Consider the following 21,751-nt stretch of genomic DNA (forward strand, 5'->3'; position numbering starts at 1 on the left):
CGACTACAAAAACAGGAGCACACCGTGCTGAACACTACACGTTTACTTCTTAGACCATGGCAAGCTAGCGATGCGGCAAGCCTATACCACTACGCCAAAGACGAGCGCGTAGGGCCTATCGCTGGATGGCCTGCGCACCAAAGCGAAGCAGAAAGCTTAGACATTATTCAAACTATTTTTGCGCAAGACGAGGTGTATGCGGTGGCCCTTGCCAGCGATGACGTCGCCATCGGCATGATTGGTTTATTACGAGGCAAAGATAGCAATTTCAGCTTGCCGGACACCGAAGCAGAAGTTGCTTACTGGATAGGCGTCCCGTTTTGGGGGCAAGGGCTTATCCCCGAGGCTCTGCGCGCCGTCATGCGCCACGCCTTCCAAACCCTAAACGTAGAGGCATTGTGGTGCGGTTATTTTGCTGACAACGTGCAGTCATTCAAAGCACAGGCTAAATGCGGATTCATCCATCACCATACGGAAGAACAACAATTTAACCCGTTCATGAACGACTACCGCACCGAACATATTAGCCGTATTACTAAAGCGCAATGGCTGCAAACTCAAGCCTAAGCTTCCACCCTATTTCTGCCGTTATGCTTAGCCTCATAGAGCTTTTCATCGGCTTGCTTAAGCACAACGGCAGAATCCGTCATCTCAGCAGGCGACATCGCTACGCCTAGAGAAATCGTAATCTGCCCCACGATTGGCATGGCTGTCGCGGCAACTTGAGCACGTAAACGTTCGGCCACTTCTACAGCGACCTCTAAGGGTGTGTCCGGTAATAGAATCAAGAACTCTTCGCCACCTATGCGGCATGCTAAATCCTCGCTGCGCACACAGGCCAACATTTGTACGCCTAGCTCTTTAAGTACCAAATCCCCCACGTCATGCCCATGCGTGTCATTCACTTTCTTAAAGAAGTCTATATCGACGGAAATCACCGAGAACAAGCGATGTGTATGTTCATACACACGCAACTCCTGCTCCAAGCCACGACGGTTCAGCAAACCCGTTAAGGGGTCCGTACGGTTATCTTTGTCTAGCCGCTCAATGTTGCGCTTTAAAAAGCCCATCCCCATGAGCAATGCTTTCTTTAACTCGTGCGCTTCAAAATACCAAGAACGCACATGGCTGATTTCACTTTCAGTCCCTGATGAATGCATCACGCGGGCATTCTCTGCTAATTGACGCAATGGCTTGGCGATTTTTCGTGCGCCCCACCATACCAACAGCAACGAAATCACGGCTACGGGCAACGTTTTATGAATCACTTGGTGCATTAAGCCCTCTAAGGGTTCTAGCGTAGCAACCTCGGGACGCTGCGCCACAATTCCCCAACCACTCAACGGCACTGGCGCATAACCCGCCAACATCGTAATGCCTTGGCTATTTTGCAGTGACAAGCTTCCCGCTTGCGATTGCACCACCTTATCAATTGCCTGATTCCCCTCTACCACGCTGCCCACTCGCGTTGTATCGGGGTGGTAAATCAATTCTTTTTCCGCCGACACCACGTACAGGTAAGAGCCGTCTCTATAAGGATGACTGCCCAACAAGCGGTTCAAAATACTTTCTTTTTTGAGGTAAAGACTGCCGCCCACCAAGCCTCTATAGGTGCCCGCCTTGTCATAAATGGGGTGTGAAATAAAGACGATGAAATTACCCACCGTCGACAGATAAGGGGCGCTGATATTGGGCTCTTGTAGTGACAAAGCCTCTTGCACTCCAGGGGTATCCAGATTCATACCCGTTAGCTGCAAGCTTTCTGGAGAAGCGGCCTGCACCTCACCCGCCTGATTAATAATCACTACCGAATTAAAGCTATCTGTTTGCAAGCGTAGCCGTTCAGCTTCTAGAAATAAACGCTCATCGTCGTCCAGCACATCCACTAACACTGAAGCACTCACATTGAGCTGTTGCAATGCTGAGCGTAAGAACTCATTGGTGCTGCTAGCAAGCTTTTGTGCGTAGTTAAAATTGCTTTCCAGTGTGTTTTTGCACCAACTGCTGTCGTTGTACCTTGTAACCTGCGTAAAAAGTGTTTACAAGCGTGACCAAGCAACTGAGAATAGTCACCAGCAGGATGAGCCGCAATAAATCTATTTTTTTAAACAATTCTACAAACCATTAATCAGAGATTGCACCGCATTCTGGCGACATTGTATTTTGCCATTAGCGGAGTCAATTACATAATAAACCGCTAAAACTAGGCTTTACACCACACCACTGCATAGTCGTTGACCCGAAAATAGAGTTCACTTATCATCTATTTCCTATAACAGTTGACCTGTCCCTGCGTCATGGCCAACGTGTATGGTTCAGCTTACATGCCAATACCAATTATTACGGGCAACAAGAGGATAGGTCATGACATCTGTATGGCGTAAAAGCACCTGGATTATGCTGGGTGCATCACTGGTTTTATTCTTATCTCTAGGGATTCGACACGGTTTTGGACTGTTCCTCACCCCCATGAGTACGGAGTTCGGTTGGGGCCGTGAAGTATTTGCTTTTGCCATGGCATTGCAAAACTTAGTCTGGGGCCTAACCCAACCCTTTACCGGTGCGTTAGCAGACCGTTTTGGTGCCAAAAGCACGGTGATCGTGGGTGGCGTACTCTATACCATAGGGTTGATTCTTATGGGGTATGCCGACTCCAGCTTATCACTGTCATTAAGTGCCGGTGTGCTGATTGGCATAGGCTTATCGGGCACGTCTTTTTCTGTGATCTTGGGCGTGGTGGGCCGTGCCGTACCGCCTGAACAACGCAGTATGGCAATGGGTATTGCCGCTGCTGCAGGGTCCTTTGGTCAATTTGCCATGTTGCCTGGCTCACTAGGCTTAATTCAATGGCTGGGCTGGTCTGCAGCGCTGATTGCCTTAGGCATGATGGTGGCATTGATCATTCCACTTGCCACCATGATTAAAGATACCCCGCCTGTGGCACAAGGCCCGCAACAAACCATGCTAGAAGCCTTACGTGAGGCCTGTGGTAACGCAGACTTTAGACTCTTGGCATTAGGCTTTTTTGTCTGCGGTTTCCAAGTGCTGTTCATTGGTGTGCACCTACCCAGCTACTTGGTAGATAAAGGCTTACCGGTAGTAGTAGGTACCACTGTCTTGGCCTTAGTAGGCTTGTTTAATGTGTTTGGTACCTACTTTGCGGGCTGGCTGGGCGCTACGCGCTCTAAACCGCACATCTTATGTGTGTTGTACTTGGTGCGTGCCGTTGTCATTAGCCTGTTTATTCTGTTGCCCCTGTCTACGTGGACAGCCTACGCATTTGGTATTTTGATGGGATTATTATGGCTATCTACCGTACCACTGACTAATGGCACCATTGCCACCATGTTTGGCGTGCGCAATTTATCCATGCTAGGTGGCGTCGTCTTCTTACTGCACCAATTAGGCTCGTTCTTGGGCGGGTGGTTAGGTGGCTACATGTTCGACAAAACGGGCAGCTACGATATGGTCTGGTATATTTCTATAGTACTAAGCCTAGTCGCCGCTGCATTAAACTGGCCTATTAAAGAAAAACCTGTAGCACGTTTATCCAAGGTGGCCCACGCATGAAGCGTACCCTCTGGTGGATTGTGGCAGCAATAGCTGCCACTACCATTGCTCTATTACTGCTCTATAGTTGGCGTCAGGCCGGTTTTGCCCTGATGCCCATTCAATTGCCCATGTGCTAAAGGCGACTGCGCTTATCGTGGCTGCAACAACTGCTGGCGTGCTGCCTCAAGTAAAGCATCTGACAGCTCTGTGCCTTCTGTCGCACGCGACAACACCATCGCCCCCACCAACGTAGAGAGCTGCTCCAGCGCTTGCTGACGTGCACGCTCTGCATCCACCGCGTCTGGCTGCAAAGCACTTAATACCTCGAGCAACTGCTCCACCCCTTGGTGAAACGCATCACGCACCGGCTTGCTGCTGTCTTCACGCCCCACATCCACCACCAACGTGGCTAATGGGCAACCCGTGCTAGGTGCCACACGGTGCTTAGGGTTCAAGTAGCTCTCTATCAAGGCTTGCCTAGCTTGCTTCGCATCGCCTATGTCAGCCGCGCGTTGCTTCCACTTTGCAGCAGAACTTTCAAACGCCTTGGCACACGCAATAGCGGCTAATTCATCCTTAGATTTGAAATGCCCATAAAACCCACCATGCGTCAGGCCTGCCGCACGCATCACATCGGCGACGCTCACGCTCAGCCCACGCTCTCTAAATAATTTAGAAGAGGCCTCTTCAATCGCTAGACGATTTTTTTCAGTTTCAGCTCTGGAGACTCGTGGCATAACAGATCAATAGATGAAGAAAAAGCACCTTGGCAATACGTCGCGTCATCACACTCGGGTAAGAACAAAGCCCAGTACTATTGCCAGCCCTAGGCCCACATGTACTAACCGCGCCGTACACGCTAAGTATCTTAACTGCTGGTAGTTTGGAAACGCTTGCGCCACCTCAAGAGGTGGTTGAACGGTTCTCTGCAGTGCACGCACCGGGTCGTAATTCATTTGTATAAATGACACTGGAAAATACCAATCAGGTATGGCTTTAGACAACCCAAAAGCAGGAAGGTTCTGATTCATTGCTTCTAGTAACGCCCCCAGTTTGTGCTGCACAAACAGCAAAAACACAAACATCAGCACAGCATAAGTCAGTACCACATAGCCCAATACAGTCGCCATTCATGCATCCAGAGTCAGATCGTTATCGCGGTCATTGCGAAGCCGCGCCCTATGCGTAGTGTACTGTAGCGCACTACGCACGGCGTACCCGGCTCCTATTTTTATTAACCTTCGCGGTGATCTGCTTTACCCACTTTCCAATAGCCTTCGGTAGTCACGCGATGGCGTTCTAAATAGCGTTCACGTAAATAATGGGCTCGTAATTCTTTGGCAATGCGAGACTCGCCCGCTACCCATACATAACCAGGCCCCAATGGAAAAGGCCTATATAGCACCCGCTGCTCTAATGCCAAACCGGGCCGTTCACGTGGTTCTAACCACACTACACTTAAGACCGCTGGACTGCGAATTTCTTGCTGGTCCTCATGCGTAGGAATTTCCACGTACACGCGCGCCCGTATAGTAGGCGGCAAATTCGCAGCGATATTTTGTATCGCTGGCAACGCTGTCACATCCCCTGCCAAAATCACCCATGCAGCATCTTCGGGCAAAGCAAAGCTTCCTGCGCGTGGCCCAGCCAAGGTAATACGCTCACCTTTCTGTGCCTGAAAAGCCCAACTCGATGCTGGACTGTATGACTCTTCTTTGTGATGCAACACAAAGTCTAAATCTAGCGTTTGCTGTTCTTTGTTGATCTGTCTAATGGTGTACGCACGGCCTTCTCCGCTAGGAAGAAACACCTTCACCCAAGCAGCCGGGGTTTCTACCCCATCAGTACGTAAAAAACTTTCTAACGCCGCACCACCCACGGTAATGCGTTGCATATGAGGGGTGACATGCTTAATGGCGACCACCTCAGCCTCAACGCGAGCAATGATGGCTCTACCCGTTTCATCCATCGCTCACTCCTTCATAAAAACAAATATGAGTAATTGCTCAAGCCCCTCTATAATATAAGCCTTTACTCGCATTTGATACTCGCATTCCCGTGGTGCCATGAAACCCCAATTACTGCCTAGAAAATCCCCCAGACAAGCGCGTTCTAAAGCACTGGTTACGGCCATTTTGGATGCAACCGCTCAGGTTTTGGTTGAGCGGGGCTATGCGGGTAGTAGCACCAACCTTATCGCGTCACGCGCCGGGGTCAGCATTGGCTCTGTTTACCAATACTTTCCGAATAAAGACTCGTTGATTGCCGCCCTGCGTGAACGTCATGCCACCGACTTATACGACACACTGGATGCCGTACTAACGCGCCGCAATCCGCAAAGCCTAGAAGAAAAATTGTCGGCCATTGTGCATGGCTGGATGCTGGCTCATCAGCTAGAACCCGACTTACATCGCGTGGTAGAGCAAGAGTTTCCTTTTTTTGAGCGCGCCCATCAGGATCAAATCCCCATTTATCGCACTATCGTTGAGCGCGTACGGCAGTTGCTGGAGGAACACCGTGAACAGTTGCTACCCGACAACCTAGACTTAGCGACATGGATGGTGCTGCAAACTATTGAGTCACTCATACATGCTGCAACCACCACAACGCCACTGCCGGTACACCAACCTGCTGCCATCGAACAGCAAATAGTAGAGATGCTGACTCGCTACTTGCAGGTCGTAAACCCACGCTAGCGCGCATCCCTACTTTTGTCAGGTACGTCGATACGACTACTTGGTAACGCCAGACCTGTGCACTTGTTGCTGTATGACTTGCAGCGCCCGTTCAGACGATGCAATAAACACCAACTGTGTCATAGCAGGTGGCGGATCGCACGGCGTAAGCCTGCATTGCCCACCGGTATAGTGCAGCACGTAGGCATTGCCGTCTTGCTCGTCTATCAGCTTTCCTTTGACTCTATACACCACCGTTGCCCATTCCTCTAGGCACTGCATCAGTGACTTCAACGAAATAGGCGTGCGGCTTTCTACGGTGCAACTGTGCCACCCTCCCACCTGCAACGCTGCTGTTGACTGAGGGCTAGCCATAGGCACAGCTTCTGGCATGCACGTAGTATCGTAATGCAACACGGCACCGCTGGTTTTCAGCACCGTTTCAAGTGCTTGCGGTAAGTGCTCGCCCCTGTTATAGCGGTTTAGCACCAGTTGAGTCGCACTTTGAATTTGCTGACGCCACACGGTATTTACCAGCGGATCTTCGCTGTAGCGCTGCGCTTGTGACACATCTACAAAACACCAGATATCTTGCAGTTGTAAACGCGACGACACACGCACCATGTCGGCCACCCTACCCGCATTCGCAACCCCGCTAACCTCCATATACAGAGCACCCGGTGCCGGCTGCATACGGCTAATTTCCGCCAGCTTTTCTGCCATGCTACCGCCTAAGGTGCAACATACGCAGCCGTTATTCAGGCGCACAATCTTATCGTCTTGATAGGCTATTAACGACGCATCAATATTGATTTGCCCAAAATCATTCACTAACACCACACTGTTGGCAGGCACACCGTCGTGCAATAGACGGTTTAACCACGTTGTTTTACCTGCCCCCAAGAAACCCGTCAGGATAATGGTAGGAATACGGTCATGCAGCGGTGTTGGCATGTACACGCCCCCCTACTACCGTGGCACTCACCTGCATAGTGGGTAGGGCATCGGCCTCTACCGCAAATAAGTCATGGTCCAGCACCACCATATCAGCATATTTACCCACTTCTAAGCTACCCACCTTGTCATCCATACGTAAGGTATAAGCCGCCCCTAAGGTAGCGGCGTACAGGGCTTGCTCCATACTTAAGCCTTCATGCTCGCCTAATTGATGCCCACTTGCGGTATGCCTACGAATCGCACACCACATGGAAAATAGTGGCCCTAACGGCGTAACTGGTGCATCAGAATGCATGGCGACTGGAATCCCTAAATCAAGGGCTGATCGCAGCGGTTGCATACGTCGGCTACGGCTATAACCCAAGGTTTTAGTGCGATGCACATCACCCCAGTAGTAAATGTGATTCACAAACATGTTTAAGCACACGCCTAACTTAGCGGCACGGCGCATTTGCGCTTGGCTGATGAACTGACAATGCTGCAATGTGTGCCGGTGGTCGGCCCTGTACCAGAGGGTTTGCGCTTCTTCGATGGCATCCAAAATCAGCTCTACTGCTTCGTCGCCATTTGTATGGATGTGTAGCTGCAAGCCTGACTGGTGATAGTCCAACACCATTTGCTTTAGGCTTTCTGGCGGCGCATTCCAAATACCGTTCTCATGACCATTGTGATAGCCCGGCCACAGCATACGCGCTGAGAAACCTTGAATGGAGCCATCGGTCATAATCTTGACCAAGCCAAAATGCAATTTGTCGTTATTATCACGTTGGCAAGCCTGAACCCTGGCAATGCCTTGCGCATTCTCCCACTCTAATGCGGCCATTGCAGGCACTAAACGTACGGCGTAGTCCGCTTCTGCGGAGGCATCGCGCAGCACTTGAACGCCCGCATCACTAAGCGGGTTGTACAAATCTGTGATGGTGGTAATGCCTGTACGTTGTGCAGCTCGTGCATAGCGCTGCAAGGTTTGTGGGCTATCTACTTCGGAAAACAAACTGCTGCCCAGTGCCTCGAACACAGCGAACATGGCAGCCATTTCACGTAGTTCGCCATTAGGCCTGCCATCCTTACCCAGCATTACTCCTTCAATCGCCGTGTTTTGCGCCAAGGTAGTTTTTGCCAACATCGCACTGTTCACTGTCATCAGGTGCAAATTGGCATGCATGATCACCACGGGTCTGTCGCTAACGACGGCATCAATAATCTGCCTATCCAAGCGATCACCCTCAAAATACACCGGGTCAAACCCCCAGGCCACCAAGGGCTCACCTTCTGGTAATAGCTCAGCATACTGCGCTAAGGTTTCTTGTATCTGTGCCAAACTTTGGCAACCCGGCCAACGCTTACCTTCAGGATCGTGCCGTGGAAAGTGCCCTAAATACAGGTACTTCCACATAGCACCTTCCAACGCATGGCTATGACCTTCGACAAACCCCGGATACAGGTACTGCTCTGCAAAGCGTGTATCTACTGTTGCCTCACCCAGATCGCGCAGCTCCTCTAACGGCCCTACTCCCAGTACCTTGCCATCTTTTACAGCAATGTGGGTAGCCTCGGGCAACGAGGGATCCATGGTGATAATACGTTTGGCGGCAAAAATAGTTAGCATGGGCTTCTTACTCTCCTACAACAACATTAGATTTGGCAAAACCGGTTGAAGGCTGTTTTTTCTTCAACATCAACAAGGGCATCAATGCCAAGGGAATAAAGGTGGTGGCGGCAAATACCAGCAAATAGGTACTGGCACTTAAGCTAGGCGCAATAGGGGTCACGATGTAAAGCACTGGCAAGTTAATTAGTACGATGGCTAAGTTAAAGAAAGCCAGCTCTTTACCTACCGAGGTACTGAAATCGGCATCCACTAATCGCAGCAGTAACAGCCCTGTACCGGTAGAGCCCGTGCAACAACCAAACGAGGTAATGGCACGCTCTGGCCCTAGCTTGCCGCTCAGTTTTCCGCAGTACCAACACAGGATAAATGTCGCAATAGTGACGGCAACTGACACCAACAAAATAGGCACCAGTAAGGAGTACAGCACAGCAAAAGCAATGCTCATGATGGTGCCTACCACCATGAAATCCACTGAGGCTCCCGTGATGCGCTTCATGGTTTCATCATCCACAAAGTGGGACCAACCGGCCTTATCTATCAGCATGCGCATCAACACACACACAATCATGCCGTGCACAAAAAACATGTTATGGCTAAACAGTACGCTTAAGCTCAAGCCAAACGGTGCTTTACCTGCCACTACACCCTGCATGACATGCAACCACACATAGGTAATGCCATAGGCCACGCCCAACAGCCCTAAATGCCAGCCAAAACTATCCATATTGGCGCTATGGCTCACTTCCCTAGAGGTAGTGTGCCCCGACTCTTTTTGATGAAAACCCTGCAAAAAAGTCTGATCAATGGAGGACTTTTTGTTTAGGTTCAAACCATTGCGTATGATGCGCTGTGCAGCTGGCACCCCCACCACAAACGCAGCCAAAAAACCCAGTGAGGCGTAAATTAGCCCGACTTGAGCCGCATTGGTAATACCGTATTCTTGTTCCCAAATAGTGCCGTAGGTCAGCGCTTGCCCTGGGCCTTGCGTAAAGCCGTGCGTAATTAATGCGCCCAGCATAGGCCCAACTTGGCTACCGGTAAATTGGTCATACAGCACAATCATGCCGTAACCAATCAACACCTGTAAGCCTAAGCTAGAGGTCCAAATCAGGCTAAGCCACATCCCACCCTTGGCAATACTACCGCCGGATAACGACTTGTCTTTGCTGCTGCCTGTTAAGCACAGCGACATAAAACTGAGCGTAAAAAAGTGGAAGGTTAAGCTATTAAAGTCAGACGGTGTGTAGCCGGGAATCCAGTCCAAACTGAGTAAAACAAAGCCTATTACCCCACCCAAAATACTGGCGGGGATCAGCGTCTTTTGCAGTATGGGAATATGCCTGCGCAATATCCCCCCCCAAGGCCAACATTCCCGCCAAAAGCGCAAATGCAATAATGCCGTGAAATGAGTCTCCCATCACCGTCTCCTTATTACTTATCGAGATATTTTGTTTTGTTATTTTGTTTTCCAGCCCATTATGAGTAGTAAGTTAGCAGAGTTACACACGTAATAACCCAAACTTTTCTCACTAAGCAGAACAAAAAGTCTCTATATATGAGAATTATTTTTTAAAACAGTGGCAACTACTAATGGGCGCTTCTGCGCATCTACCTGAAACCACAGTTCTTTTTTGTCTCGCTACGCTGCCCATCTAGCACGCTCTACAACCAGCACCACGGCTGGTTAATTTGTATCTAAATATGTATATAGCTATCTCTACAGCGTAATCCGCTATTGTCACAGCAGAGACTACGCTTTTTTTCTTGCCTACCACTGCTGCTTTAAAAGGTTTCTGTTATGCGTGCACACGATTACCCCACTCCCACTATTGAAGAATGCACAGCGGTTGATCACTATTTTGCTGCTAGGCTAGCCCCTACCGACCAGGTGTTAGAACACGTGCTGGCAGCCAATGCAGAAGCAGGCATGCCGCCACACGATGTAGCCCCTGTACAAGGTAAATTTTTAGCGGTCATGGTGCAGATCAGCCAAGCCAAACGTGTATTAGAAATAGGGACTTTAGGCGGCTATAGCACCATCTGCATGGCCAGAGCGCTGCCCGAAGGTGGCCGTATTACGACCATTGATAACAATGCCGATTTTGCGAAGGTAGCGGCCCAAAACTTTGCTCGAGCACACGTTACCGAGCGCATAGATCAGCACGTGGGCACCGCCTTAGAGGTACTGGCTACCTTAGAGGGGCCCTTTGATTTGATCTTTATTGATGCCGATAAACCCAATAACCCCGCCTACTTAGATGCCGTTCTGAAACTGAGCCGTGTGGGCACCACCATTATTGGCGACAACGTTGTACGCGGTGGCGCCGTCTCTAACCCCAACAGCGCAGATCCTAATGTACTGGGTGTACAGCGCTTTTTACAGAAGCTGGCCGGCAACCCCAACCTGAGCAGTACCGCTTTACAAACCGTAGGAGAGAAAGGCTGGGATGGCTTTTCGCTTACGGTGGTCAACGCTTTGCCTTAACGCAGCCCGCCTCCTTCACGCACTTTTAGGCGTGGCGGCGACGCATGATGTAATACGTTAGTCCGCCACCCACCATGCCCCAAAAGGCAGAACTAATTCCCCAAAGGCTAAGGCCTGACGCGGTAATTAAAAACGTCATCGCCGCGGCATCTCGCCGCTCTTCATCTTCCATCGCCAGCGTCATGCTGCTGGTAAAGGTACCCAACAACGCCAACCCGGCAATGCTCTTGATAAAGGCTTCTGGCAACGCGCTAAAGAGCACGCCAATAGAGGCACCAAACAAGCCTGCTAATAAATAGAACACCCCCGCACAAGCGGCTGCCATATAACGACGTGACTGGTCTGCATGGGCTTCAGGTCCCAAACAAAAGGCGGCTGAAATAGCAGCAATACACACCGTAAAGCCACCTAATGGTGACAGCACCAAAGACATCAGCGCGGTAATGGTAATCAGAGGGGAAATACGCGGCGTGTAGCCAAAGGCTTGTAAGGTCGCAATACCTGGTGCATTTTGTGAGCCCATACTCACAATAAAGAAAGGAATGCCTACCCCCAACAACGAGGCCCATTCAAAGGTTGGCGTCACCCAGCTAGGCCAGCTAATCACAGCATGCTGGCTAAAATCCATGCCCTGCATTTTGCCCGCTGCTAACGCTACCCCCACGACTAAGGTCAACACAATGGCGTAACGTGGAGCTAAACGTCGGGCCACCAAAAACACCAAACACATCACTCCGCTAATCAGCAAATCCAGCTCAAACGCTAAAAAAGCTTCCAAACAAAAGCGCAGCAAAATCCCCGCTAACATCGCTGCAGCAAGCGATTGCGGAATACGCTGCATGATGCGCGCAAAAATCCCGGTGGCACCACATAACAGCATTAAGCCTGATGCAAAGATAAAAACGCCCACCACTTCGCTTAAGGGCACACCCACCGCACTGGTTGCCAATACCGCCATACCAGGCGTAGACCACGCCGTTAGAATAGGGATACGGTAGTACAGCGATAAGCCTAGCGAGCTTACCCCCATCGCCAACCCCAACATGGTCAGCCAGCCCCCTATTTCAGACGCAGGAACACTGGCCGCATTTAACGCCTGCACCACAATAGCAATAGACCCGGTATAGCCCACTAATACCGATACCAATCCTGCTACCACAGCAGAGAACGACAGATGACGCAAAGAAAGAGGTGGACGCATGCTTAACCTTAATTGGACGTTATAACGCACGAATCAAAGTATATAACACTGTGCGTTATAACGTACAATGCTGTGTAGTCCCCACTACACAAGGAGCTGTAGTCATGCAAAACATGGCGCATCATTTAGCTCAAACCTTGAAATCACTACGACAAGATAGACAATGGAGCTTAAGCCAAGCCGCCGAATTCACCGGCGTCAGCAAAGCGATGCTGGGTCAAATTGAACGTGGTGAGTCCAGCCCTACCGTCGCCACATTGTGGAAAATCGCCACGGGCTTTAATGTGCCCTTTTCTACCTTTTTAGAGGCTGAACAATCACGCCAACCGCTGCTGTTGCACCGACAAGGCGCCTTGCCCGTTTACGATCAGGCCAATGCGGATATGCGGGTCACCCCGTTGTTTCCCTTTGATCCACAGTTGGGTTTTGATATTTTCCGAATCGAACTGGCTGCCGGTGCGTATAGCGAATCGTCTGCTCACGAGGCTGGCGTGGTCGAGCATGTCATCGTGCTAGAAGGCGAATTAGAGCTTTATGCCGAAGGCGTATGGCATAGTCTAAAAACTGGCGAAGCCGTGCGTTTTCAAGCCGATCAACCTCACTCTTACCGTAACAGCAGTCGCAGCGCAGTGGTGTTGCACGACCTTATACATTACCCACTGCGCCAACCTGCTTGTTAAGGGCTTAGGCTAGTTTTTGCGAACATGTAGCCATAAAAGTAGGCAAGAAACGGTCTACGAGGAACCTAGGATTAGGCTGCTTATCTTCGTAAAAACCCGTTAACACCAAGCCCGCCTGTAACTGCCCGCCTATTTGATCACTCAAGCTATGACCAAAGACCAAAGGACTACCTTGCTCCACTTTTTGCTGTAGGCTGGCGGCATCTAAATCGCTAACATCCGCATACGGCACACTGTATAGCGGGCGAATTAACCCTTCTTGCATCAGCGTGGGGTCTCTATCCCCAATAAATACTACAGGGTTATAAAAACTGGAGAGCAATTTGCCGCCTGGTTTGAGTACGCGGTAGCACTCTTTCCATACTGGTAACACGCTGGGTACGTACAGATTAGAGATAGGATGCACAATCACATCGAAGCTGTTATCAGCAAACGCCGACAAATCGGCCATATCGCTGCGAACCAGATTGAGCGTGAGATTATCGCGCTTGGCCACTAACCTATCTTGCTCTAACTGCCCTTCAGAAATATCAACTACCGTCACCTCTGCGCCTGCGGCCGCTAACACAGGAGCCTGCTGCCCACCACCCGATGCCAAGCACAGAATTTTTAGCCCAACCACCGACGCTGGCAACCAACCGGCTGGCATCGCTTGCGGGGTGATATACACCTGCCATTGCCCTTGTTTAGCTTGTTCAATGACCTCGGACGATACCGGCTGCGACCACGGACATTGCTGCTCTACCAACTTATTCCATGCATCACGATTATGTTCACCCAGCTCATGCTGACCCATGAATTTATTATTATCAGTCATCTATTTTTTATCCTTACAACACAGGGTTACAGGCATACGCAAACATCTTTGCGATTTCCCCCATCATACGCTTACAACTTTGTAATCTATATCCCGCCATTTTCTCAGTATAGTTTTCACGGCTATGTCCACATAGCAAGAAACGGAGTGTGCGCGCACACCCGCATACGCTATAAGCTATTGGTACACTACCTAACCAGCCACTGCACTGCCTAAAGCCTAAGCACCCGTGAACCTAGACCTTTTTGATACACCCTTACAAAGCACCAACCTGCTGCCCTATGACGGTGAGGTGCACTATCACGGCGTGGTGCTAACTACCGCGCAGGCAGACACGTATTTCCAAACTCTGTTTGACACCATCGCCTGGAAGCAAGATGAGGCTGTGATCATGGGCAAAACGCTACTCACCAAGCGTAAAGTCGCTTGGTACGCCGATGAGCCTTTCCAATACACCTATTCTAAAAAAACCAAAACAGCGTTGCCTTGGCTACCTGTACTGCAAGAACTTAAACACATTGCACAAACACACAGTGGAGTAAGCTATAACGCGTGCTTACTAAACCTGTATCACACTGGCGAAGAAGGTATGGCTTGGCACAGCGACGCTGAACGCGATCTGAAGAAAAATGGAGCAATTGCTTCGTTAAGCTTGGGGGCACAGCGTAAGTTCAGCTTTAAACATAAACGCACCGCAGAAACCCAGTCTGTGCTGTTAGAGCATGGCAGTTTGTTGGTGATGAAAGGCACCACGCAAAGCCACTGGCTACACCGCTTACCCCCTACTCGCACCGTGGCCTTGCCGCGTATTAGCTTAACGTTCAGAACCATTCAACCCGCATTAGGCTAAGGCGCGCCTAAATGCATACTGCCCAACCACACTAGCTACCAGTAACGTTAACGCTGCTAATAATGCGTGGTCAGCCCCTAAACCACTGATCACCGTACACACCGCACCAATCATCATCTGCCCAAAGCCATACAAACCGGATGCCGCCCCCGATAGCTCGGGTTGTACACTAATCACTTGGGTCGCAGCCGCTGGGCTGGTTAAGCCGGCCGCAATAGAAAACACAATCGCTGGCCCTATAAAGATGCCTACAGAAAGTTCCATACTTAGGCAGGCCACGAACATACATGCCGCGCTCACAATGCTCAAGGCATTCGCCCCTAACAACACCTGACGTAACGGCAGCCTACGCAGCAAAAAGCGGGCGAGTAAATTGCCTAACGCCATCGCCCCAATCACTAGCGACAAGTACAGCCCCACCTCAGAGGCTGGTCTGTGCAACTGCTCCATAAATACAAAAGGTGCAGCCGCCACCACCGCGTAAATAGAGGTAGTCGCTAATCCACCACCAACGGCATAGCCCAAAAACACGGGTGAACGTAGTAGGCTTATGTAGTCGCGTACCACCGATCTAGCCCGTACCGATGGTTGCCGGGTTTCGGGTAGCAAGAAAATGGTATATGCCATATTCGCAATGCCCAGCAAACACAAAAAGATGAATACCGAGCGCCACCCTAAATGGTGCACCAACACACCGCCTAACAGCGGTGCCAAGCCTGGCCCTATGACCACCATGACATTCATCAGCGCTAAACGGCTGGCCACATCTTGAGCGACGCGGGTGGTATCACGCACAATCACCCGTCCCAACACCATCCCCGCACAACCACCAAACGCCGCCATCAAGCGTAATGCAATGAGGTTATGTACGCCGTCCACAAATAACGCGGCAAAACTGGCGATGATATACAGTAGCAGCCCCGCCAATAAGGGCTTGCGTCTGCCGTAGCGATCCGACAAAGGACCATAAATTAACTGCCCTACCGCCAGCCCCACAATGTAAAAGCTGATGGTCATCTGCATTTGTGCAGGCGTAGCCGCTAAGCTAGCACCGGCGTCAGGTAATGCCGGCACAAAAATATGCATGGCTAACGTGCCACTAAACGTCAACATGGCCAGCCCCCACAAGGGCGGCATCTGAGTATCAGGAATCAACCACTGTTTAAGCGAACGCATGACGATAGTCCTTTGCTTAACGTGGTTGCCCTAGTAACTGCAAAATCTGCTGCAAACCTGATTGCGTGCTAGACAACAAATCGTCTGGAATCGCATCAAACACTTGCTGCAATACATGCTGTGACGCCTGTTTGACCTGTAAGGCCACCTCGGTACCCGCTGACGTTAACTGTAAGCGCTTAATACGCCTATCTTGCGCATCTTCTTGTCGGGTGACATACCCCGCTTTTTGTAAGACATCCAGTAAGCGTACAACGGACGAACGGTCTAAGCCCATCAGCTCAGCCAGATCGTTTTGCGACAATGGTTCTGTTGCTCTAAACAAATAAATCAATGGTCGCCACGTGCCTTCGGTCAACCCAAACTCAGACAAACTTTCGTTCATCGCTTTGCGCCACACTCGGCTCACTTGCCCTAATAGTGAACCAAAGGCTTCATATTCTTGGATCATACTCACGGTGCATACCAACTGTTGTTACACAAACAGTTTATATTACAACAAATAAAATTGTAGAATGCAACGTAGATAACCTATATCCACGTTGCACGCTTATCGATCCGAAACACGATATAGATGGCTGTATTTACTTGCTTGCCTGCTCTTTGAGCCAGCTATCATGCAACCATTTTTCCGTTTGGCGATGCCCCGGAAACGTGATCCACACAATGTCCCGCTCAAATATCATCGGTTTTTCATCACTACCGACGATGACCCAAAACCACAGTCCATCAGCTAAATTGCGAGCCTTGACTTTCATGCCGGTCAGCGCAACGGTCTCGTAACGGCCATCACGTTGCACACGAATCGGTTCATCGTGTGTATCTATCCAACTGATTTCCATTCGTGGTAGTAAGTCTGGCGCGATTTCCTGTAGGAACTCACGGGCAATCTGTTCACTGCGTTCGCGCGAGGGTAACGGTTTACCTACTAAATCAGCAGTGATATTGGCAAAACCCTTAAGCGTTCCGTCTGCCGCAACTATGGTGCTGAAGTGCTCCCCTTCCAGACCAGCATTGCGTTCGTCACGACGTTCATAGCGAGTCAGGATCGCGGCTACTCCATCGACTTTCACGTTACTCTGGCTGATTTCCATATGCGTTTCAGGAACGAACTGAAAAACGTCTTGTTGTACGGTCATAGTGAGATTCTCCTGGATAAACCCTGTTGATTGGGCGGATGACGCTGCACCTACGCCAAACAGAAAGGCGATAGACAGAGCGGTTGAAGATAAACGAAGCATGGTTAGACTCCTTTATGTACGCAGTTAGCAACGAGAGCGTGCTATTGGCAGACCGTTCACGATGAAAGCAGCGCATGTCAGCGCAGCACTAGGAACAAGCAACAAGGCCAACCAACCATGCAGCGCTAAGACGTGCGCAATCGGGGGCGCCACACTGGCCCCCATAAACAGCGCAAAGGTGTAAAGCGACATAGCACGCGCTCGAATAGTGGGTATCGCTCTAACAGCCAGGGTGCCTATTAATCCGGGGACGGCAAGTGCAATTCCCGCCGATAACAAAACACTGGCAACAAGCAATAGCCAGAAATTCCCCGATAGCCCGACCAGAAGCCCCGCAGCAGCAATACCAAAACCTATGCGTGCCGTTGCCACCGGGCCTACCCTACGTATCAATTCAGCAGCAGCAATGCTAAGCAGCAACGGCGGCAAACCCACTAGGCGCAATGTCTGCATATCAGTAATGGACAGCCCCATGTTCTGTGCTCCGGTATGAAAGATGACAAATGCGAAGAGCACTGTGGTGGCAGCTAGCCACACTCCCATTAACTCGGGCTGTAGCCAAGAATGGCTGGCTTCCTGCGGCGGCATCGCTGTATGTCCAGACACTGGGGTGCCTAGTGTCTGCGGTAATGTCCATGCCAGTCCTGTAGCCAGCAACACATACGCAATAGCCACACCCACCATCATGGACGGTAAGCCCAAGTCAGAAAATTGCGCTGCCATGAACTGCGTCACTGGTGCCGCCGCTAGGAAAGCAAAACTCAGCAACGAAATACCCAGCGGCCGCCGTGCAGGCGTAAAAACTTCCGTCACAAATGCCAAGGCGGCGGGGGCAAATGTGGCCGCCAACAATCCTTGCAACACTCTGGCGCCCAGTAGCATGGGGAAGCTGATTGAACAGGCAACTACCACGCTGCTCACCGCAGTGGCGAGCAAGCCTATCAGCAGAACGCGTCGGCGGCCGTGGCGATCTGACAGACGTCCTAACAGTAGAAGCCCAACGGCATAGGCAAAACCAAAAACGCTGCCCACCCAGCTGGCTTGTCCCAGCGTGACCTGCCAGCGAACAGCTAATGCCTCTACCAAGGGAAGCGTCACATAGAGCTGACCGACGACCAAAAGAGCACCAACCATCAAAAGCAACAGTAGAACAATGGGGTTATGTTTCATTAAATATAAACCTAACGTCAAGTGTAGATTGTAGATAAAAAAGAGACGACTAACAGTCGTCCCCTTTTAACGTTGCTTATACGCTTCTGCGAGCAACGTTTTTATTCTAGCGATGCCAGCTTCCAGATCGTGTTCGAAAGCATGCAAGTCACCCAACTTCGCACGTGTGCTCAGCAAATGGGCCTCTAGGATTTTCAGTACTTCCTCTTTACCTTTAATGCCACTTGGGTCCTCAAAGTACAGGTCTATCACCTCACCTATTTCATCCAAACTAAGACCCAAACTCTTTAAGGCAGCAATTTTCTCCAACCGCTGTACCGCTTGCTCGTCATAGTAGCGATAACCGACTCCTTCACGCTCAGCCGGACGCAATAGTCCTATACGCTCGTAATAGTGGATGGTACGGTGGCTAACGCCAGCACGCTGAGCGAGCTCACCAATCTGCAATAAGGCGAGGGAAGCTGTCATCAAAGTTAAACCTTACGTTTAGTGTAGATTGAAGTATAGGAGTAGGTGCTCGTACCGTCAAGCTCTGTTCAGTACAGGCATCATGGTGGGTATTAGGGTGTGAACTTTTGTACCACCATCACACCGCCGAAAATCATCATCACACCCAATACCCTGCCCAGATTCACTTCTTTCACAGGCAGCCCCATCAGGCCAAAGTGATCAATTAACATCGCCACTAATATTTGCCCAGCAATGGCACTGATCATAAAACCGGTCGCCCCCAATCTAGGGGTAATCAACAACGCCGCTGTAATAAAGATCACACCCGATAACCCACCAGTCCATACCCACCAAGGTGCTTGTAAAGCGTGCTCTAACTTAGGTAACGGGGCTCTAAACAAAAACAACAGCGGAATCACTGCTAATAAACTCACACTTAACGACGTCACTGTCGCCCATAAGGGATGCCCTAACATACGCCCCAGCATGGCATTACTGCCCGACTGAAACGGCACCACCGCGCCAGCAATTAACGCGGCTCCTAGTAACAAGACGTGGTAAAGAGATGCACTCATGTTGTTCTAAGCCCTTACACAATTCCTAAGTAATGAACACAGTCTACGTTATATATAATATGAATTGAAATTCCAAATATTACACATCTATTATTCTTTATATGAATAATCTAAGACGTATAGATCTGAATCTGTTGCTGTGCTTGCATGTGTTGCTAGAGGAAAAACATGTCTCTAGGGCCGCGACTAGACTGCACAAAAGCCAACCAGCCATGAGTCACGCCTTGGCCCATTTACGACGTATTTTTAATGATCCGTTGTTGGTGCGTCGCGCAGGTAAGCTCAGCCTAACCAGCAAAGCGACAGAGTTATTGCCGTTACTGGGACAATCTCTGCAGCAACTGGAAACCTTGTTTCAAGCCCCTACATTTGACCCTAAACACGAAACACGTAGCTTTAGGTTAGCCATGTCAGATTATGGAGCGAGCATCATTTTGCCTACGCTGGTGCGCACACTGCGACAGCAGGCTCCCAATATCGAATTATTTATCAGCCAAGGTAGCCGTGAAGCCATGCTAGCGCAGGTAATGGATGCCGAAGTTGATATCGCCTTTGGCGTCTTTCCATCCGGCATTACACCTGCGCTAAAGCAGCAAATACTGTTTGAGGAAAACTTCGTCTGCGTGGCCGATGCCTCTACCGTCGACCACACCGGTACGCTTAGCCTAGATCAATGGTTAGCACGCCCACACGTAACGGTGGCAATGCAACCGCATTTAAACAATGAAATAGACCTTGCACTGCACGCCGTAGGCGCCAAACGCCATGTGCTCGTATCCTTACCGCATTGGGGGGTTGCCACTACGCTCATCGCAGGTACAGATTTACTCCTCACTGTTGCCAAACGCACTATAGGGCCAGAAGGCTTAGCACCTACCCTGCACTGTTTTGCGCCACCGTTAGCGATTGCATCGTTTAATTTTGTACAGGTCTGGCATACCCGTCGCGATGCCGACCCCGCCCATCACTGGCTGCGCCAACACATCGCCCTTATTGCGCAAACACAGCACTCCCTAAGCCCTAGCCGCGTGACGGGTCAGTAAACGCGCCACCAACGGTGAGGTGAGCATTTGCACAATCGCAAAAAACACGGCAGGTATGGCTACCTCGGCCGGCAAGCCTGATGCAGCCACAAAGGCAGCCGCAATACTGAATTCTTTTTTGCTCACCGTGAACAGATACGCAATCATATCTTTCCGATCGGCTATCCATAATTTGGCGCACAACCCCACTGCATAACCCGCCATATTTAAGCATAAAGCAGCAGCGGCAATCACCCACGCGTACCAACCATACCCCACAATCGTATGAGCGTTAGGGGCGATAACAGCCAGCAAAATAAGTAGGTATAACAGCGACCCCGCACCAGCATAGACACTGTCATAACGTGCGACTGCAGCAGTAAATCGCGTGCGCAACCACACCCCTAACAAGGTAGGTAGCAGCACAATCGCAATAAGCTCAGCGACAATCGTCCATAACGGAACATCCAGCTCTACACCGGTCATCGCTAAGAACAAAAAAGGAATAATAAAGGGCGCTAACGCTGTATTCACCGCATTCAGTACGGCTGCTAGTGCAACGTTACCTTTAGCCATCAGCACCAGCAGTGGTGCAGACACATCCGTAGGTAGCATGCCCAATAGTGTTTGGCCATCAGCCAATGCCCCTTGTCCAAAAAACCATCGCCCTGTTAACCATCCCAAGAGCGTCATAGGGACGTATACCAAAAATAGGGCTAACACTTGTTTAGAGGGATTTTTCAGTACGAACTGTACGGCTCTGGCATCAAAGGTAAGGCTGATCACCAACATGAGCAGAGCCAACAACACACTAATACTAGATGCTAGCCATGCACCCAGCACGGGCCAGACCAGCCCGCTAGCAGCTACCACTACCACCCACACCACAAGGCGAGACTCTATGCTGTGCAAGAGCTTACGCATACGGCAACCAGGTCACACTCGCCTCACCTACAGGCCACCACTTAAGCGCCAGTGTTAGGCATTTGTTGCAAGTTGTCGGGACCGCAATCGTCCAAGCCATTGGTCGCGTTTACATCGCAGGTTACGCCAGGCATGTCTTCTAATTCTTTGATGATTTTCTTTTCTTGCGTCGTACAGCCAGCCAACGCCACGCCACACACTAACGACACGCCTATAAACAGATTTTTCATGATGCTGTAAGCTAAAAGATTGCGATGGCGCATTATACATGCATTGCCGCATGCGCTCGCTGCACCCTGTTCAGGCATCCACGCCACAGGCACGACACAAGCCATAAAAAAAGCTTGCTCTCTCTTTTTAATAT

At 50.4% G+C, this 21,751-nt stretch carries 25 protein-coding genes; 8 read left to right on the top strand and 17 right to left on the bottom strand.

The genetic code is table 11. The annotated features are described in order from the left end of the window. Positions 1-24: 24 nt before the first annotated feature. On the top strand, positions 25-567 hold the full coding sequence (locus GY634_RS12255; RefSeq protein ID WP_166408904.1) for a GNAT family N-acetyltransferase: 543 nt from the start codon (positions 25-27) through the stop codon (positions 565-567). On the opposite strand, the gene GY634_RS12260 is transcribed toward GY634_RS12255, so the two are convergent. Beyond that, entirely contained in the window at positions 564-1,904 is a 1,341-nt protein-coding gene (locus GY634_RS12260; protein WP_242683698.1) for a sensor domain-containing diguanylate cyclase, read from the bottom strand. The two genes, GY634_RS12255 and GY634_RS12260, sit on opposite strands and share 4 nt — an antisense overlap. 460 nt (positions 1,905-2,364) lie before the next feature. Here GY634_RS12260 and GY634_RS12265 point away from each other — a divergent pair, with 460 nt between their 5' ends. Both GY634_RS12265 and GY634_RS17345 read left to right on the top strand, forming a co-directional pair. Then, entirely contained in the window at positions 2,365-3,570 is a 1,206-nt protein-coding gene (locus GY634_RS12265; protein ID WP_166408905.1) for an MFS transporter, read from the top strand. After that, positions 3,567-3,689, top strand: coding sequence for a hypothetical protein (locus GY634_RS17345; protein WP_278249037.1), 123 nt, complete (start codon positions 3,567-3,569; stop codon positions 3,687-3,689). The genes GY634_RS12265 and GY634_RS17345 overlap by 4 nt, the downstream gene beginning before the upstream one ends. Positions 3,690-3,701: 12 nt before the next feature. On the opposite strand, the gene GY634_RS12270 is transcribed toward GY634_RS17345, so the two are convergent. The 3 genes from GY634_RS12270 to GY634_RS12280 all read right to left on the bottom strand — a co-directional run bounded on the left by GY634_RS12270 (position 3,702) and on the right by GY634_RS12280 (position 5,521). Further along, on the bottom strand, positions 3,702-4,289 hold the full coding sequence (locus GY634_RS12270) for a TetR/AcrR family transcriptional regulator (RefSeq protein WP_166408906.1): 588 nt from the start codon (positions 4,287-4,289) through the stop codon (positions 3,702-3,704). A 48-nt stretch (positions 4,290-4,337) separates the two neighbouring features. Further along, positions 4,338-4,682: a hypothetical protein gene (locus GY634_RS12275; RefSeq protein ID WP_166408908.1), complete on the bottom strand. Its 345-nt coding sequence runs from the start codon at positions 4,680-4,682 to the stop codon at positions 4,338-4,340. Positions 4,683-4,786: 104 nt separating this feature from the next. Then, entirely contained in the window at positions 4,787-5,521 is a 735-nt protein-coding gene (locus GY634_RS12280; RefSeq protein ID WP_166408909.1) for a siderophore-interacting protein, read from the bottom strand. 97 nt (positions 5,522-5,618) lie between these two features. Here GY634_RS12280 and GY634_RS12285 point away from each other — a divergent pair, with 97 nt between their 5' ends. After that, positions 5,619-6,248: a TetR/AcrR family transcriptional regulator gene (locus tag GY634_RS12285; RefSeq protein ID WP_166408911.1), complete on the top strand. Its 630-nt coding sequence runs from the start codon at positions 5,619-5,621 to the stop codon at positions 6,246-6,248. Positions 6,249-6,284: 36 nt separating this feature from the next. On the opposite strand, the gene GY634_RS12290 is transcribed toward GY634_RS12285, so the two are convergent. From GY634_RS12290 to GY634_RS12300, 3 genes are read right to left on the bottom strand one after another with little or no spacing between them, the layout of a single operon-like run. Next, entirely contained in the window at positions 6,285-7,181 is an 897-nt protein-coding gene (locus tag GY634_RS12290; protein ID WP_166408913.1) for a CobW family GTP-binding protein, read from the bottom strand. Continuing rightward, on the bottom strand, positions 7,162-8,793 hold the full coding sequence (locus GY634_RS12295; protein WP_166408915.1) for an amidohydrolase: 1,632 nt from the start codon (positions 8,791-8,793) through the stop codon (positions 7,162-7,164). The genes GY634_RS12290 and GY634_RS12295 overlap by 20 nt, the downstream gene beginning before the upstream one ends. A 7-nt stretch (positions 8,794-8,800) precedes the next feature. Next, on the bottom strand, positions 8,801-10,144 hold the full coding sequence (locus GY634_RS12300; RefSeq protein ID WP_207625598.1) for a sodium/glutamate symporter: 1,344 nt from the start codon (positions 10,142-10,144) through the stop codon (positions 8,801-8,803). 450 nt (positions 10,145-10,594) lie between these two features. Between GY634_RS12300 and GY634_RS12305 the strand changes: the two genes are divergently transcribed. Next, complete coding sequence (locus GY634_RS12305) at positions 10,595-11,281, top strand: O-methyltransferase (protein WP_166408917.1); 687 nt, start codon at positions 10,595-10,597, stop codon at positions 11,279-11,281. A gap of 25 nt (positions 11,282-11,306) precedes the next feature. On the opposite strand, the gene GY634_RS12310 is transcribed toward GY634_RS12305, so the two are convergent. After that, complete coding sequence (locus GY634_RS12310) at positions 11,307-12,482, bottom strand: benzoate/H(+) symporter BenE family transporter (RefSeq protein WP_166408919.1); 1,176 nt, start codon at positions 12,480-12,482, stop codon at positions 11,307-11,309. Positions 12,483-12,586: 104 nt separating this feature from the next. Here GY634_RS12310 and GY634_RS12315 point away from each other — a divergent pair, with 104 nt between their 5' ends. Then, positions 12,587-13,162, top strand: coding sequence for a helix-turn-helix domain-containing protein (locus GY634_RS12315; RefSeq protein ID WP_166408921.1), 576 nt, complete (start codon positions 12,587-12,589; stop codon positions 13,160-13,162). 4 nt (positions 13,163-13,166) lie between these two features. On the opposite strand, the gene GY634_RS12320 is transcribed toward GY634_RS12315, so the two are convergent. Then, positions 13,167-13,979, bottom strand: a complete 813-nt coding sequence (locus tag GY634_RS12320) for a class I SAM-dependent methyltransferase (RefSeq protein ID WP_207625599.1) — start codon at positions 13,977-13,979, stop codon at positions 13,167-13,169. A 229-nt stretch (positions 13,980-14,208) separates the two neighbouring features. Between GY634_RS12320 and GY634_RS12325 the strand changes: the two genes are divergently transcribed. Next, positions 14,209-14,829: an alpha-ketoglutarate-dependent dioxygenase AlkB family protein gene (locus GY634_RS12325; protein ID WP_166408922.1), complete on the top strand. Its 621-nt coding sequence runs from the start codon at positions 14,209-14,211 to the stop codon at positions 14,827-14,829. Here GY634_RS12325 and GY634_RS12330 read toward each other — a convergent pair. From GY634_RS12330 to GY634_RS12355, 6 genes are all read right to left on the bottom strand, one after another. Then, positions 14,821-16,005: a multidrug effflux MFS transporter gene (locus GY634_RS12330; RefSeq protein WP_207625600.1), complete on the bottom strand. Its 1,185-nt coding sequence runs from the start codon at positions 16,003-16,005 to the stop codon at positions 14,821-14,823. The genes GY634_RS12325 and GY634_RS12330 overlap by 9 nt on opposite strands. 16 nt (positions 16,006-16,021) lie before the next feature. After that, positions 16,022-16,456 carry a MarR family winged helix-turn-helix transcriptional regulator gene (locus tag GY634_RS12335; RefSeq protein ID WP_166408923.1) on the bottom strand — a complete coding sequence of 145 codons (435 nt, stop codon included), beginning with the start codon at positions 16,454-16,456 and terminating at the stop codon, positions 16,022-16,024. A gap of 133 nt (positions 16,457-16,589) precedes the next feature. Next, on the bottom strand, positions 16,590-17,246 hold the full coding sequence (locus GY634_RS12340) for a hypothetical protein (protein WP_166408924.1): 657 nt from the start codon (positions 17,244-17,246) through the stop codon (positions 16,590-16,592). A 24-nt stretch (positions 17,247-17,270) separates the two neighbouring features. Beyond that, positions 17,271-18,416, bottom strand: coding sequence for an MFS transporter (locus GY634_RS12345; protein ID WP_166408926.1), 1,146 nt, complete (start codon positions 18,414-18,416; stop codon positions 17,271-17,273). Between the two features lie 66 nt (positions 18,417-18,482). Further along, entirely contained in the window at positions 18,483-18,884 is a 402-nt protein-coding gene (locus tag GY634_RS12350) for a MerR family transcriptional regulator (protein ID WP_207625601.1), read from the bottom strand. A gap of 92 nt (positions 18,885-18,976) precedes the next feature. Further along, a complete protein-coding gene (locus tag GY634_RS12355) occupies positions 18,977-19,441 on the bottom strand; it encodes a DMT family transporter (RefSeq protein ID WP_166408928.1) in 465 nt (154 codons plus the stop codon). A gap of 101 nt (positions 19,442-19,542) precedes the next feature. Between GY634_RS12355 and GY634_RS12360 the strand changes: the two genes are divergently transcribed. Beyond that, positions 19,543-20,484, top strand: a complete 942-nt coding sequence (locus GY634_RS12360; RefSeq protein WP_166408930.1) for a LysR family transcriptional regulator — start codon at positions 19,543-19,545, stop codon at positions 20,482-20,484. Here the strand turns inward: GY634_RS12360 and GY634_RS12365 are convergent. Beyond that, entirely contained in the window at positions 20,455-21,387 is a 933-nt protein-coding gene (locus tag GY634_RS12365) for a bile acid:sodium symporter family protein (RefSeq protein ID WP_166408932.1), read from the bottom strand. The genes GY634_RS12360 and GY634_RS12365 overlap by 30 nt on opposite strands. Before the next feature lie 41 nt (positions 21,388-21,428). Then, the gene (locus GY634_RS12370; protein ID WP_166408934.1) at positions 21,429-21,617 is read right to left on the bottom strand and encodes a hypothetical protein; all 189 of its coding nucleotides are present in this window, start codon (positions 21,615-21,617) and stop codon (positions 21,429-21,431) included. Positions 21,618-21,751: the final 134 nt, after the last annotated feature.

Source organism: Paenalcaligenes suwonensis, from assembly GCF_011290505.1.
Taxonomy (GTDB): Bacteria; Pseudomonadota; Gammaproteobacteria; order Burkholderiales; family Burkholderiaceae_B; genus Paenalcaligenes; species Paenalcaligenes suwonensis.

Excerpts from the sequence above, each read along its gene's own strand:
- GY634_RS12290 (WP_166408913.1), bottom strand. The coding sequence starts at position 7,181 with ATGCCAACACCGCTGCATGACCGTATTCCTACCATTATCCTGACGGGT.
- GY634_RS12360 (WP_166408930.1), top strand. The coding sequence starts at position 19,543 with ATGAATAATCTAAGACGTATAGATCTGAATCTGTTGCTGTGCTTGCAT.
- GY634_RS12280 (WP_166408909.1), bottom strand. The coding sequence starts at position 5,521 with ATGGATGAAACGGGTAGAGCCATCATTGCTCGCGTTGAGGCTGAGGTG.
- GY634_RS12345 (WP_166408926.1), bottom strand. The coding sequence starts at position 18,416 with ATGAAACATAACCCCATTGTTCTACTGTTGCTTTTGATGGTTGGTGCT.
- GY634_RS12305 (WP_166408917.1), top strand. The coding sequence starts at position 10,595 with ATGCGTGCACACGATTACCCCACTCCCACTATTGAAGAATGCACAGCG.
- GY634_RS12275 (WP_166408908.1), bottom strand. The coding sequence starts at position 4,682 with ATGGCGACTGTATTGGGCTATGTGGTACTGACTTATGCTGTGCTGATG.
- GY634_RS12355 (WP_166408928.1), bottom strand. The coding sequence starts at position 19,441 with ATGAGTGCATCTCTTTACCACGTCTTGTTACTAGGAGCCGCGTTAATT.
- GY634_RS12340 (WP_166408924.1), bottom strand. The coding sequence starts at position 17,246 with ATGCTTCGTTTATCTTCAACCGCTCTGTCTATCGCCTTTCTGTTTGGC.
- GY634_RS12315 (WP_166408921.1), top strand. The coding sequence starts at position 12,587 with ATGCAAAACATGGCGCATCATTTAGCTCAAACCTTGAAATCACTACGA.
- GY634_RS12370 (WP_166408934.1), bottom strand. The coding sequence starts at position 21,617 with ATGAAAAATCTGTTTATAGGCGTGTCGTTAGTGTGTGGCGTGGCGTTG.
- GY634_RS12270 (WP_166408906.1), bottom strand. The coding sequence starts at position 4,289 with ATGCCACGAGTCTCCAGAGCTGAAACTGAAAAAAATCGTCTAGCGATT.
- GY634_RS12310 (WP_166408919.1), bottom strand. The coding sequence starts at position 12,482 with ATGCGTCCACCTCTTTCTTTGCGTCATCTGTCGTTCTCTGCTGTGGTA.
- GY634_RS12350 (WP_207625601.1), bottom strand. The coding sequence starts at position 18,884 with ATGACAGCTTCCCTCGCCTTATTGCAGATTGGTGAGCTCGCTCAGCGT.
- GY634_RS17345 (WP_278249037.1), top strand. The coding sequence starts at position 3,567 with ATGAAGCGTACCCTCTGGTGGATTGTGGCAGCAATAGCTGCCACTACC.
- GY634_RS12320 (WP_207625599.1), bottom strand. The coding sequence starts at position 13,979 with ATGACTGATAATAATAAATTCATGGGTCAGCATGAGCTGGGTGAACAT.
- GY634_RS12265 (WP_166408905.1), top strand. The coding sequence starts at position 2,365 with ATGACATCTGTATGGCGTAAAAGCACCTGGATTATGCTGGGTGCATCA.
- GY634_RS12295 (WP_166408915.1), bottom strand. The coding sequence starts at position 8,793 with ATGCTAACTATTTTTGCCGCCAAACGTATTATCACCATGGATCCCTCG.
- GY634_RS12330 (WP_207625600.1), bottom strand. The coding sequence starts at position 16,005 with ATGCGTTCGCTTAAACAGTGGTTGATTCCTGATACTCAGATGCCGCCC.
- GY634_RS12335 (WP_166408923.1), bottom strand. The coding sequence starts at position 16,456 with ATGATCCAAGAATATGAAGCCTTTGGTTCACTATTAGGGCAAGTGAGC.
- GY634_RS12365 (WP_166408932.1), bottom strand. The coding sequence starts at position 21,387 with ATGCGTAAGCTCTTGCACAGCATAGAGTCTCGCCTTGTGGTGTGGGTG.
- GY634_RS12285 (WP_166408911.1), top strand. The coding sequence starts at position 5,619 with ATGAAACCCCAATTACTGCCTAGAAAATCCCCCAGACAAGCGCGTTCT.